The sequence below is a fragment of the Achromobacter pestifer genome (genome assembly GCF_902859625.1).
In the GTDB taxonomy this organism is placed as follows: Bacteria; Pseudomonadota; Gammaproteobacteria; order Burkholderiales; family Burkholderiaceae_B; genus Achromobacter; species Achromobacter pestifer.
In genome coordinates this window covers 1-13,288 of sequence record NZ_CADIJX010000001.1, presented here as the reverse complement: position 1 = coordinate 13,288, position 13,288 = coordinate 1, and the positions used below count along the sequence as shown (strand labels likewise).

The window sequence follows — 13,288 nt, the reverse complement described above, 5'->3', positions numbered from 1 at the left end:
TTCCCCCTTGAAACCGCCCTCCGTGGCGGCCTCCCTCCGTCTCTGATCCCGGTAACGATTTGGCAAATAATCGCGTTGAAATATGCGGCGCGAAGACGGACCATCGCCCATTGGATTGGACAGAAAGAATGAGTTTGATCCGGCTGGCATTCCTTTGGGGTGCTTCGCGCCGGATCACTACATCTAAAAACGAGACGTTCAAGGAGGCTTACCGTGAATTCGATCAGACCCGCAATGGCGGCCTGTGCACTGGGCGCGATGTTGACACTTGCCAGTGTCGCCTCCCCAGCCTGGGCCCAGACTGCCAACGACGCAAGCGCCGCCAAACCCCTGGCGACGGGCCTGACCGAAACGGGGTCCGCTGAAGGCCAAGTCGTCGAAGCCGTGCGCAGCGGCGATATTCTGACGCTCAAGATCCGATTCAAGCCTCTCGTGCCCAACAAGACCGAAATGGTCTATTCGCAGATCACCCAGGAAGACTACGAAAACAGCTTCTACGTGATCGCCGGCAACAAAAAGCACTTGCTGCTGAAAGACAGCAACGACAAACCGCTGACGAATCCCAAGCTGATGCTCCGGGCATCCAAGGACGCTCCCATCGCCGGCGCCTGGCAAGGGAAATTTCCCGCGCCTCCCAAAGACATCACCGAGGTGTCATTGACGATCCCGGGCGTCGAGACCTTTGACGCCATCAAGATCACTGACCGCTAGCCATGGCAGCCGCCCGGCATATTCCGGCTGCGTTGGCCACGCTACTACTGATCGCGGCCGCTGACGTTCAGGCGCAAGAGCCGCCGTACAAAGCCGAAGTCCTGGACCTGCGCGCCACGATATTGGACCTGAAGGGATTCCCGTCCGACACCGGCGGCGGCGTCTCCGGCTTGTCTGGACAAATAACTGACCTGGCCGGCCGCCATGAAGGCCTGTCCGTGCGTCAGGACAAGGACGCCGTCACGGTGTCGATGTTGGGAGACGTGCTGTTTGATTTCGACAAGGCCAGTATTCGGCCGGCAGCCGAATCCGCTCTGCAAGATATCGCGCGAGCGATCCAGGCCAGCCCTGCCGGCCGCGTCACGATTGAAGGCCATACGGATTCCAAGGGCAAAGCCTCATACAACCAGGCGCTGTCCCTGAAACGGGCGACCGCCGTATCGCAATGGCTGGCGAATCATGGCGTGGATAAAGCTCGCCTGACGGCCAAAGGCTACGGAGATACGCGGCCCGTGCAACCCAACGTTCAAGCCAACGGCGCCGACAATCCAAAGGGGCGCGCGCAGAACCGCCGGGTGGAATTTGTGTTGCCCAAGCAATGAAGCGTGCGCGGCGGCAGACATTCCTGCCGCTTGCCGCGCACAGCCCCTATTCGCTGACCCACCGCAGATCGGGTGAGGGCGTGCCCTCTTGCTGGAAGTACAGGATGGCCGCCGAAGCCAGCTCGCGGCACACGCACTGATACTGCTGATAGCTGCCCGACTGGCCACCCACCACCAGTTCCTGGTCGTGGTCTTCGGATTTGGACGGGTCGACCAGCGTATAGATGCGCGCGTCGTCATCCAGCGTGATGGACACCACGTACGCGCCATCGCCGCCACCGACGGCCATGACGGTCTCATCTTCCGTCACGAAGGCAATCGAACTGAAGTCGGCGCCATTCAACTGATCCAGGGCGGCCAGCAATTCGGTATTCGTGGGATCGGCGCGCTCCCTGACGGCGGCGCGCTCGCCCTGACGTCGTTCTTCGATGAGTTTTCTTATTTTCATAACTTGTGGACCTCTGATGATTCGCGTCAGCGCCCCCAATTGCGCCGACACCGAAAAGCGGCTGTTTTCCGGTGAATCCGGTCAACAACGGCTGTCAGTCTACCGATTAAGCGTGATTCAAGCTTGCAGGCCACGCGCGTGTTGTTGCAATTGCCCGCTGGAATCCGCGGCGCCCCAGGCGTAAGGTGGAAAGACGGCATATGCCGCGTCACCTGTACAGGTACGCATCATGACGTCACACACTCCCCGCACGCCCCAGGCTGCCCCCGCCGCCGACACCCCTGCCCACGCCGAGAAAGACCGGACCCGGGCCGATCACCAGCAAGAAGAAGCCCGGCGCAAGGCGCTGGCCAGCGCGCAACACAAGGACAGCCCTCGCACGATGTCGGCGCCGCGTTATCACGGCGGCCACCGGGGCGGCTAGCCGCCCCGGGCAATGATTGCCCGCCAGCGCGCCCGCTTAGAATTTGATCGAGCAGCGGATGCCCGACGGGATCACGTTGCCGTCGTTCGGTACGCGCAGCAGCACCGTGAAGGTGCCGCTGGCGGCGTCCATGACGCGATCGATCCGCCATACTTTCGCTTGCAGCGGCTTGTCGCTGATGGCCTGATTGACGGTGACTTGCGCAGCGGCGTCCGCCTTGATCTGGCCATACAGGCTTTCCGGCACCACCACCTTCACCAACAGCGGATTGATCTGCGCCAATTTGACGATCTTGTTGTCGTTGACGCGATCGCCCGGCCCCGCGAACCGCTCGGCAACAACGCCGTCAAACGGGCTCTTGATGCTGCGCTCTGCCAGAATGGCCTGCTGAAGCGCCACCTGCAACTGCGCCTGACGGCTGCGCGAGGTCATCTCGTCGTAATCGCCCGCCGGTAGCAATTGCCGCTTGAACAAGTCGGCGTTGCGGTCGACGACGCGCCCCAGATAGGCCGCTTCGGCACGCCGCAAGCCCAGCGTGGCTTCGTCGACGCTGGTGTTCAATTCAGCCACCACCTGGCCTTTCTTGACCACATCGCCGCGCTGCACCAGCACGTTGCTCAACACGCCAGCAGAGGCGCTGCCCAATTCCGACACCTGGAATGGTTCGATCAGGCAGGCCATCGGCGCCTGCAAATTGTCACCCTGCGTGGACAATGCTGGCTCCGCCAGCACGGGCAGGCGCGCATCGGGCGGCAGGCCCTGAGCATTGGCGGCGGCAGCAAGCAGGCCGCCCAGCAGCGCCGGGCAGAGAAGTCGAAAGCGTAGTGTCATAGGCATGGGATTTTGCGTATCAGTCCCCTTGCCCGGAAAAGGACAGGGAGTTTTCAAGTTCTTCATCCGCGGCCACCATGTGGCGGCGCTCGCGGGCCAGTTTTTTTTCGGTGCGGGCCTGAGCGAAACGCAACCAACGCGCGGCCAGGCCATTGCGCCCATTGGCGCGGGCGGCGCACAACGCCTGCATGGGCTCGGCCCAGGCGCTGCCGTTGACGCTGTCCAACACGGCATCTTCCAGCGACAGAATGGCCTCTACATGTCCCGGGTCGCCCTGACGGCCGCAGCGCCCTTCCAGTTGCCGGTCGATGCGGGCAGACTCATGACGCTCGGTCAGGATGACATGCAGGCCGCCCGCCTCGCGGGCGGCGTCGGACAGCGGAATATCGGTGCCGCGTCCCGCCATGTTGGTGGCGATCATGATGCTGCCGATTTCACCGGCCCGCGCAATCATGTCGGCTTCGTCAGCATCCTGTTTGGCGTTCAGCACCACGGCGGGCAAGCCAGCCTGGATCAGTACCTCGGCAATCTGCTCCGAGGCGGCGACCGAGCGCGTGCCGATCAGGATCGGCACGCCTTGCTGATGCAGGATGCGGGTCCGGTCGCGCACCGCCGCCCATTTTTCGTCCACGCTGCGCAAGACGGTATCGGGTGCATGACGGCGGCGCGACTTGCGATGCGTGGGAATGCGCACCACGGGCAGGTCATAGACCCGGCCCAATTCAGCGCGAATTTCCGCCGCGGTGCCCGTCATGCCAGACAGCAGCAGATAGTGCTTGAAGAAGCGCTGATAGCTGATGCTCTTGAGCGTGGCGCGCGGTTCGCTCAGTTCCAGCCCTTCCTTGTGTTCCAGCATCTGGTGCAAGCCCTGCCCCCACGACCGGTCAGGCATGACGCGGCCGGTGAACTCGTCCACGACCATGATTTTCTCGTCGCGGATGATGTATTGCTCGTCCAGGTTGTAAAGATGCAGCACGGTCAACGCGCTAAGCGCCAGTTCCTCGCGCCGGAAGGGGATGCTCCACGGTGCCGGCAACGCGGCGCATTCGGCGCGCAGATGTTCACGGCCCAGCTCGGTCAACGTCACCCTGCGTTCACCGCGCAGCAGGCGGTAATGGGCGGGGTCCATGCCATGGGCCAGCGTCATCGCCTGCCGCGTCACCTGGGTGGTGTCGTCTTCCTGCACGCCCGAGATGATCAGCGGAGTGCGTGCCTCGTCCACCAGCACGCTATCCGCCTCATCAACGATCGCAAAGCACAGGCCGCGCAGATACAGCTGCCCCAGCCTGCCACGCTCGCCCCGCAGCCGCTCCAGCCGCAGCGCGTCTTCGTCCTTGTCGCTGTCCAGCACGATCAGGTCGCGCAGGTAGTCAAACACCAGCGTCTTGTTCGAGCAATAGACCACGTCCGCCTGATAGGCCTTGCGCCGCGTCGGAATATCCATTTCCATGCTGACCCAGGCCACCGACAGGCCCAGCGCCTCGTAGATGGGCCCCATGATCTGCGCATCGCGCTCGACCAGATAGTCGTTGGTGGTGATGACGTGCACCGGCAGGCCGGCCATGGCCACCGTGGCGGCCGGCAGCGTCGCCGTCAGCGTCTTGCCCTCGCCGGTGTGCATTTCGGCCACCATGCCTTGCAGCATGGCCCAGCCGCCCAGAAGCTGCACATCGAAATGCGCCTTGCCCAAGGTCAGCCGGCTGGCTTGCCGGATCAGGGCAAACGCGCGCGCCGCACTGGCTTGGGTAATGCCATTGCGGCGCAGATCGAAGGCGATCTCATCCGCCCGCTGGCGCACCTGCGCCAGGTCGATGTCGCCCAGCGCTTGGGTTTCCGCGTGCACCCGGCTCAAGATGCGGCGAGTGCGCCACAGAGGCTCGCGCCGCTTGCGGCCAAGCCAGCGCAACGCGCCCGTGCCCCAGGCTTCGAGTTTGTTGGCGTGGCGCTCGCTTTCCTTTTCGGGATAAAGCGGGTCTGGGTTCAGGGCGGCGAAGGCGTGCATGTCAGAACCGGAACTGCCGCAGCACCATCTGCCGGACGGCGTCGTATGCTTGCAGCGCGATCGGCCGGGGTTCGTGCGAGAACTTCACGTAAACACGCGCGCCCAGATAGGCGCGCGGCGCGTCATCGGGCAAGGCCAGATCCATCACAAACAGGTTTTCGGACGACTTGGCCCGCCCTTCCTGCGATTTGCGCGGGTCTACGCCGATACTGCCGCCGCCCTGCAAGCTAAGCGCCAGACTGGGCAGTTCATCGGTGGCGGCCGGCACCTCGCGGGCAATCCGCGCCACGAACTCCTGGCCGCTATCCTGCACCAGCCGCACGCGCACACTCTTGAGCGACCGATGTATGCGCTCCAGGCTGGACTGCGGCACCACCACTCGCACCGTTTCGGCATCGGTCAACACATAACCCAACAGCTCGCCGCGCTGCACGTAACGGCCCGTCATGTCCTCGGGCTGCGCGGACACATAACGTCCAGCGTGCGGGCTACGCACCTGCTGCCCTTGCACTTGCTCCTGAATCGCGCGCCGCTCGGTCTGCAAGCTGGTCCATTGATGGCGCATGATCGCCGCCTGCACCTGGTTCTGCGCATAGGCCTGCACATAGCGGGCCTGGTATTCATCCACCTGGGCAGCGAGCATGGCGTCGCGGCGGATCAATTCATCGTTTTCCAGCGCCATCAGCGGCGCCCCCGCCCCCACGGGCGCGTCGTCGGCTGCCTGCCGCGCCCGCACGAATCCGGCCACAGGCGCCCTGACCTGCGCCGTGGGCGGCACCCAGACCACGCCTTCGGTATCTGTCGACGACGGCATCGGCACGGCGCCCACCAGCCCCAAGACGCCCAACACGCACAACCCGCAAATCACGTATGACCGGAAGCGATGCGCCTGGATCTGCGGGTCGGCGTAGAACTGCCGCCCCAACCGCCACAACGGCATCACGATCGTGTTGAACAGCGCCCACATTGCCAGCAGCACGCCGAAGAAAAAGAACTGACCGGCCATGATGAAGATGGCCAGGAACATGATGAACATGCGGTAGACGAAGGACAGCAGCGCGTAGCCCACGAACCAGACACGTTCGCCCGGCGTGGCACGGGGCGCTTCCACACCGCGCAGGCCCATCACATAGCGCTTGAACAGATAGCCCAGGTAACTATTGGCCCGCTGGCCCAGGTTGGGGATCTCGATGGCGTCCGACAGCACGTAGTAGCCGTCGTAGCGCAGCAGCGGATTGCCGTTCATGAACAGCGTCGACACCCCGCACAAGATGATGACCGTATAAGCCAGCGACCGCCCGAGCCCCGGTTCCAATTGCGTCCAGGCGATCATCGCGACCGCCGCCAGGAACAATTCGACCAGAATCCCCGCGCCGCCCGCCAACATGCGCCAGCGCTTGTCGGCGAAGGCCGAGGCAGCGGAAGCGTCCACATACGGGATGGGCACCAGCAGCAGGAACATCAGTCCGATCTCGTGCACCTCGCCCCCGCGCGCCTTGACGGCGCAGGCGTGGCCCAGTTCATGAATGGCCTTGACGATGGGATACACCAGCGCCATCGCCAGCACGTTGCCGGTGGAGAAGACCTGATCCCAGATGTTGTGCGTCAATGTCTGCCAATGCATGGCCCCCAATGCCGCGCCCGCAATCACCACCCCCAGCCACAACAGCGCACCCACCCATGTGAACAACCAGCGGTAGTACGGCAAGGCGGACGTCAGCCAGCGGTCGGGGTCCAGGAGCGGCAGCTTCAGCGCGCTGGGGTTGCCGATGTATTGCTTGATCTTCTGCATGCGCTGACGCTTGCGGCGTTCAACCAGATCGCGCACGTCGGGCGCGCGGTCGGTCGTCAGCACGTCGGCGCGATGCAACTGCGCCATCAGGCGGATGACTTCGTCCTGCGGCATGGCGTCGTCGTCCAGCTGGCCGCAGGCGATCTCCCAGATCTCCTGCACCGTTCGGCGCCCGTCCATCAGGCTGATGAGCAGGTTGGCCTCGGGCGTGTAGCGGTGGAATTCGCCGTTGCTTTGATCCTGCATCACATACCAGACCTCGCCACGGTAGACGTGACGATGGATATGGATATGCGAACGCAGCCGCGGGCGCAGCGTGCTCACCCGGTGCCAGGAATTGCTATAGAGCGCGGTACCAGACATCTTTTGCTCGTCAGCCGAACCAGCCCCACCATTTCAGGCGAAGCCAATCAAAAAATCCGTGCGTCCAGATCCAGACGTAGCGGCGGTCGTTGATGTCGATCCGGCCCACGCCTTCCATTCCTGGACGCAAAGCCGGTGCCGACGCAGGGTCCAGGCTGGCTTCCAGCCGGAATACCGTCTTGCCTTCCTGGACCTGAGCCAACGGCACGATGCGTGTGACCGTGAACGGGATCTGCTTGTCCGGCATGGCGGCCAGCGCGACCCGGCCGGTCTGGCCCACCGACACGTCGTCGATCAGGCGGTCTTCCACGTCCAGCCACAGCCGGTAACCGTCCGGTGGCGATAGTTTGAAGAGTTCCTGCCCGCGTTTGACGGCTTCGCCGAGTTGCTGGCTCAGATCACCGCTGACAATCACGCCGTCGAACGGCGCGCGCAGGGTCGACCGCTGGATCTGTTCACGATAGAACTGGATCTGCGCCATCGCCTGGCGGGCCTGCGCTTGGGCAATGGCAGCGGCCGCACTGTCACCGCGCGCCGAGGCCTCTTCGGCCTGGCGGCGGTACTGCACCTCAAGATTGCCCGCGCGCAACAATTCCAGTTCCGTCTCGCGCGTGTCCAGCGCGGCCAGCGCATCCCCCTGCTTGACGTCATCCCCCGCCCGGCGGGTCGCCTCGCTGATATAGCCGTCAAACGGGGCCGCCAGCACACGCTGCACCACGCCTTGCACGGTAGCGGTCGCACTAATACGGTATGGGCCGTGCGCGAACACGGCAAATGCCACCAGCGCCACCAATGCCACGGCGCCCAGCTTGCGGCCAATGTGGCGCGGGCCTAGCAGCCGGCCCGATTCTCGCAGCAAGCCATCACGCCATTTACGCCAGAAGGGGCGCTCTTGTTGCAGACGCTGATACAACACGCGCCCTGCCAGCAACACCACGCTTTGGCAAAGCTCGATGCTTGGCCGGTCGAAAGGTTGATTGTCAGGCCGTTCAAACACGAGTGCGCCGCGCGCCTCGTCCTCGGGCGAAAATGGCACCGTCAGCACATTCCGGTTGCCGAACTCACGCGCCAACTTCTGATGCGCGCGCAGTTGAATGGTGCGCGCTTCGTCCTGCGGCAGGCACAGCGTCGTGTTCTGGTCGATGGCTTCGTCCATGGCTTCGGCGACGCTGCGCATCAGGTTCATGTTCTGCACCAACCGGCTGCTGTGCGACAACGCATACACCTTGGAGCGGCCATCCTGGCGAAAGCCGATGCTGACGCGATCGCATTCCAGCCGGGTCGCCAGGTCAGTGACCAAGGTCAGGGCGACATCCTTGAATTGCCCTTCCTTCAAGGCGCGCGCCACACTATTGATGACGACCATCAGCCGTTCGACCGTCTGCGCGCTATCGGTTTCCTGATGCTGCAACAGCCAGAACTCCAGCACGCCCGCGCCCCACCGCAAGGCTTGCACCAGCGGTTCGGGGGCCTGCATGGACGTCTCAAAGGCAGCCACGCCATGGATGCGTCCGGCCAGCACGATGGGATACGCAACCACCAGCGCATTCCCGTCTGCCGCTACCGCCACTTCGCGGCCTTGCAAGGATTCGTCCACCGCGCCATAGAACGCGGCACCGGCGCGGCTGCCCGCCGGATACTGCGACACCGCTTCAAAGGGGCCGGTGTCCGGCTCGCCCAGGATCAGCGCCGCATGACGCACGCCCGCCAGCTGACCAGCCTGCAAGGCAAGCCAGGCATCCAGGAAGGATTGGCGGTCACTGGTGGCCGACAGCGCCGACCACCAGGCCAGATCCGCGCGTTTTACCTGCGCGGGCACAACTGCATCATTCATCCTCGCTTCCAATCTCCGTAAGCTGGGGCGCCTCGCGCCGGACGCTCAGTCCACGTTTGCGCGCGGCCTTCGGTTCCCAGGTATTGGTTTTTGAATTGAACACGACCGTGGCGCTGCCCGCCGTGCCCAGTACGCCGCTCAAGCCCAGCAGCCCGACCCCTGCCGCCATCGCCACCCGTTCGGCGTGAGTGTCTGCCCGGTCTGCGTCCGCTTGCATCGCTGGCTGGTCGCCAGTTTGTTCGATTGCCGCATCGGCGTCCAGCATCGTTGTCTTCTGATCGTCCTGGCCTGCTTGGGCAGGTTGCTCAGCCGGCGTCGCGTCAGACGGATTGGCGTCCGGCGCCTTCGTTTCGGGTGCTTTCTTGGCAGCCGGCTTCGGCTGGGCGGGATAGCCTTGTCCGCCGTCCTGCACCGTCTGATCCGACCGGACCATCACCTCGTCCGCCGCGCCCGACGACGCATAGTCGGAAAGCCCGCCACCCACGCCGTCAATCACGATATCCGGCCGCGTGGCGCCAAGGCGGATCTGGTCTACCGCATCCTGACCGTTGGCGTTCAGATAGGCGTCGGCCCCCCAGCGCGTCGACAATGCGCCGAACACCGGACGCTGCCAATCGCCGAAATTGCCGTTCCACGAGAACAGATCTTCCATCGCCCGGGTGATCAGGTCGGGCGTGTTTCCGCCCTGGCCGAAGCGGGTCAGGTTGATGATGCGGCCGCTTTCCGGTTCGATGTAGATCGCCGCGAAGTCGCCCACCATCACATCCTTGGACAGATTGCCACGGAAGTTGTCCGCGCCGATCCCGCCCAGCATGGTGTTGCTACCCGGGCCAGCCAACAGGATGTCGTTGCCGCCGAAGGCAATGTCGATGGTCTCGATCAGGCGCATGCGATCATTGACCAGTGCGACCCGGCCGTTGTCGCCAAACATCACGTTGTTGCCCAGGCCGCTTTCCAGCTGGTCCGCGCCCATGCCGCCGATCATCACGCCTTCGCCGTTGTTGTAAAGATTGTCGGCACCGCCCACCGAGGGGTGGGTCGACTCGAACATGGCGATCCGGCCGCCGGCCGTGAACAACGCCCGGGCGCCGTCGCCAGCGATCAAGTTGAAGCCGCCCGCACCCACGGCGCGGATGACGTCATCCCCCATGCCGCCGAACAACACGTTGCGGCCAGCGCCCACCGTAATGGCATTGACGCCCCCGGACGGCAGATTGATGTTCTCCAGCACCAGCAGCCCAGTACCTGCCAGGTAACGCGCGTCCGTGCCCGGCGCCGCCGCATCGATGAAATCGCCACGGTTGCGCAGGTAGTTCACGGGTTCCACGGTCACGATACGGCCGAAGTTGGCGAACACAATGTTGTTGCCGTCGCCCGCCGTGATCGTATTGCCGCCGGCCGCCAGTTGATCGGCCGAAGCGCCCACCGCCAGCCCCGCCGCCTGTTCGGGCGTCAGGACCAGGGTCAACGCCGCCAGCGATTGCTGATCGGCGCGTGCGGCCGTGCTCATGTTCATCGGCGTGGACAGGTCGATATTCATGCCGGCGTTGCCGAACACGATATTGTTGCCCTGGCCCGCATGGATGACGTTGTTGCCGCCGCCGCCCGCGATCAGGTCGTTGCCCGAGCCGCCAAGAATCAGGTCATTGCCCGCGCCACCGTACAGGATCACGCCCTGCGTCGTGCCGCGCGCGTCCAGCACGTTGTTGCCCGCCGCGCCGAAGTGCAGCGCCTGACCCGCCTGGCGTTGTCCAGGCAACGCGGTGTAGTAGGCATCGTCCTGGCTGGTCGAACCGAACAGCAACACCGGGCGATCCGTGCCGCCAACCGTATTGCCTTCTGCCACCAGCAGGTTGTTGCCTCCACCGCCTTGCACCAGCGTGACCGTGCCCACCGTGGCGTGACGCACCGTGTAGGTGTCGTCGCCCTGGCCGAGCATGGTGTTCACAGACTGCACTCCGTGGAAGATGACGCCTCGGTCGTACACGTGCGTGCCGCCCTGCCCGGACTGCTGAACCGTACCGCCTGCGCTGCCGACGCCCGGCGTCATGCCCAGGCCGGTGATGCGGCCAAAGTCCGATGCCTGCTTGCCGTCGTACACGCGATCCAGACCGCCCATGTTGTCGACTTGGTCCTGCATGCCGCTCTGGCCGGTCGTGGTGCCGTCATTGAAGACCCGGATGCGGTCATTGACCGGCGCGGTCGACGCCACGCCGTCATAACGCGCACCCAGCACGCCGTCCGTTTCATCGGGCAAGCCCACGCCTGCGTGCAGCGTGTTGTCGTAGTCGGGGCGGTCCAGGGTGCCGCCCTCAATCAGCAACGTACCTTGAATGCCCGAGACATCATGCGGCTGGTCGCCGTAGTTCGCGTAGCTGACGCCAGTGACCGGATCCACCGTGATGATCGGCTGATCCGTGGCGCGGGGGTTGCGCACCTTGCCGGGTTCGTTCGGCGGGCCGGCATAGGCCGGGTCAGCCACTTGAACCAGGATGGGCGGCAACGCCACGTCGTGCAGACCAGGCAACGTCGTGAACAGCGACGCCGACAGGTGCAGATCGCGGCCCGCCAAGCTCAGCGGCGGCAAGCCGACGCCCGCGCCGTCTTCGATCTTGACCAACACCTGTTGGGTCGCGCCCCACGCCTGTGCGCCAACCCCGTTGGCGTCAAACGCCACCACCACGCTTTGGTGCCAGGTCAGGCCGCCGTCGGTGGACAGCAGCAGGCCGCGTCCTTGCAAGCTTTGCATGGCAGTTGCCAGCGAGTCAGCGGGGGAAAGCCCCGTGCCTTGCGACAGCGAACCGTACAGGGCCGAGGCCACCATGGCGCTGCTCAACGACACATAGGCCTGGCCGCTAGCCGGGCGCGGCAACACCGCCGCGTCCAGGTTCACCGACAGCGACAGGGTATTGCCGCCGTTCGCGTCCAATTGGCCGGGTTGGGCCGTGATATTGACCGGCTGAGCGCCATCGAACACGTCGCGCGAGCCACTGCGGCCGGTCACGATGGTGTTGCCTGCCACGTCACCAGACAGATCGAAGGTGTCGTTGTCACGGCCGCCAATCAGCGTCGTGATGACATTGCTGCGGGTGGACAGCACGTAGATATGGTCGTTGCCTTCACGTGCGTCCAGGTTCACCCGCTGAATGTTCTGGTAGCTGGTGTTCAGCCCTGCTCCGCGGATGCCTTCCTGCGTCAGCACGAACGCATCGTCGTCTTCCGAGCCCAGCATGGTGAAGGTATTGAGCCCTTCGCCGCCCTCGATCGACACCGGGCCGTTGATGACATAGCCGCGCTCACCGCGCGCATCGCGTGATGCCTCCTTGAAGGCGTAGACCATGAATTCGTCGTCGCGCTTGCCGCCATAGAGCGCCAACGGCGCGGCATTGCTGTAGATGCGGAACACGTTGCTGCTGTTTTCCGCACCGTACAGCGTCATGCCAAAGCTGTTGCCTCGCGACAGATAGCCTTGCGTGGTCAGCACCGTATCGATGTCGTCGCCGGCCGCCACATTGGGGAACTGTCTGTCCAACGCATAAAGCTGGCCGACCTGATATTCGTTGTGCTTGGACGCATCGCTACCCAGGCCGCCGTCGATCACCACATACGTGCTGGTGTCATCGATATAGAAGCGGTTGCCGCCATCCACGGCGTTCAGGCGCAACCCGCCCGTCATGGTTCGGTCGTAATTCACCCGTTGAACCTGGTCGGCATAGCCCGCGCCCTGCGGCGTGATCTTTGCCACATAGTTCGCGCGCACCAGGAAACTCTCGTCCTGGGTGGTGCCGTTGATCGTCAATTTATTGACGTCCGACAGGTTTTCCACGCCGTTGTCGTTGGAGTCGTGGACGTTGATCAGAATCGACGTCAGCGCTTCGCTCAGGTTCACGATAACGTGATCGGCGCCACGGCCACCGTCCACATCAATACGATCCGTCACGCCCGGCGTTCCCTGCTGGCTGGTCAAGGACGGCAGTTGATCCAAGACGATCAGATCATTGCCATCATTGCCATGCAGCGCAATGCCGCCAGCCAATGCGCGCGCCGACAGGTAGACATAGTCGTCGCCTTCGCCGGCCAGCACCGTCGCACCGCTGGCCAACAGAATCTGCGTCATCCAGATCTTGTCGTCGCCCGCACCCGAGTCCACGGACAGATGCCCCAAGAAGTCGGAATCCGCCAACCTGATCTGATCCACGCCGGAGCCGGTTGTGATCGTGGTGTCGCCACCGACCGTCACCGTGTCCAGCAGGATCGTGTTGTCGCCGTTACCAGCGTCCA

9 protein-coding genes are annotated in these 13,288 nt (G+C 64.1%); 3 read left to right on the top strand and 6 right to left on the bottom strand.

Annotation, left to right across the window (positions count from 1 at the left end):
* The first annotated feature begins 213 nt into the window (after window positions 1–213).
* Together HV753_RS00045 and HV753_RS00040 are read left to right on the top strand one after the other, a co-directional pair.
* Window positions 214–711 carry a hypothetical protein gene (locus HV753_RS00045; protein ID WP_246288096.1) on the top strand — a complete coding sequence of 166 codons (498 nt, stop codon included), beginning with the start codon at window positions 214–216 and terminating at the stop codon, window positions 709–711.
* Between the two features lie 2 nt (window positions 712–713).
* Window positions 714–1,313, top strand: a complete 600-nt coding sequence (locus HV753_RS00040; protein WP_175172381.1) for an OmpA family protein — start codon at window positions 714–716, stop codon at window positions 1,311–1,313.
* A gap of 46 nt (window positions 1,314–1,359) precedes the next feature.
* On the opposite strand, the gene HV753_RS00035 is transcribed toward HV753_RS00040, so the two are convergent.
* The gene (locus HV753_RS00035) at window positions 1,360–1,761 is read right to left on the bottom strand and encodes an Imm1 family immunity protein (protein ID WP_175172380.1); all 402 of its coding nucleotides are present in this window, start codon (window positions 1,759–1,761) and stop codon (window positions 1,360–1,362) included.
* 229 nt (window positions 1,762–1,990) lie between these two features.
* On the opposite strand from HV753_RS00035, the gene HV753_RS00030 reads away from it, so the two are divergent.
* Entirely contained in the window at window positions 1,991–2,185 is a 195-nt protein-coding gene (locus HV753_RS00030; RefSeq protein WP_175172379.1) for a hypothetical protein, read from the top strand.
* Window positions 2,186–2,221: 36 nt separating this feature from the next.
* Here the strand turns inward: HV753_RS00030 and HV753_RS00025 are convergent, their stop codons facing one another.
* The 5 genes from HV753_RS00025 to HV753_RS00005 form a co-directional block, all read right to left on the bottom strand.
* Complete coding sequence (locus tag HV753_RS00025) at window positions 2,222–3,022, bottom strand: efflux RND transporter periplasmic adaptor subunit (protein WP_246288095.1); 801 nt, start codon at window positions 3,020–3,022, stop codon at window positions 2,222–2,224.
* 13 nt (window positions 3,023–3,035) lie between these two features.
* On the bottom strand, window positions 3,036–5,018 hold the full coding sequence (locus HV753_RS00020; protein ID WP_175172378.1) for a preprotein translocase subunit SecA: 1,983 nt from the start codon (window positions 5,016–5,018) through the stop codon (window positions 3,036–3,038).
* A gap of 1 nt (window position 5,019) precedes the next feature.
* A complete protein-coding gene (locus tag HV753_RS00015; RefSeq protein WP_175172377.1) occupies window positions 5,020–7,173 on the bottom strand; it encodes an efflux RND transporter periplasmic adaptor subunit in 2,154 nt (717 codons plus the stop codon).
* Between the two features lie 10 nt (window positions 7,174–7,183).
* A complete protein-coding gene (locus HV753_RS00010) occupies window positions 7,184–9,007 on the bottom strand; it encodes an HlyD family secretion protein (protein ID WP_175172376.1) in 1,824 nt (607 codons plus the stop codon).
* A partial coding sequence (locus HV753_RS00005; protein ID WP_343056423.1) for a hypothetical protein occupies window positions 9,000–13,288 on the bottom strand: 4,289 nt, incomplete at its 5' end. The genes HV753_RS00010 and HV753_RS00005, both read right to left, overlap by 8 nt.

Bases quoted from the DNA above. Each gene is read 5' to 3' on its own strand.
- HV753_RS00030 (WP_175172379.1), top strand. From the start codon at position 1,991: ATGACGTCACACACTCCCCGCACGCCCCAGGCTGCCCCCGCCGCCGAC.
- HV753_RS00015 (WP_175172377.1), bottom strand. From the start codon at position 7,173: ATGTCTGGTACCGCGCTCTATAGCAATTCCTGGCACCGGGTGAGCACG.
- HV753_RS00010 (WP_175172376.1), bottom strand. From the start codon at position 9,007: ATGAATGATGCAGTTGTGCCCGCGCAGGTAAAACGCGCGGATCTGGCC.
- HV753_RS00025 (WP_246288095.1), bottom strand. From the start codon at position 3,022: ATGCCTATGACACTACGCTTTCGACTTCTCTGCCCGGCGCTGCTGGGC.
- HV753_RS00020 (WP_175172378.1), bottom strand. From the start codon at position 5,018: ATGCACGCCTTCGCCGCCCTGAACCCAGACCCGCTTTATCCCGAAAAG.
- HV753_RS00035 (WP_175172380.1), bottom strand. From the start codon at position 1,761: ATGAAAATAAGAAAACTCATCGAAGAACGACGTCAGGGCGAGCGCGCC.
- HV753_RS00040 (WP_175172381.1), top strand. From the start codon at position 714: ATGGCAGCCGCCCGGCATATTCCGGCTGCGTTGGCCACGCTACTACTG.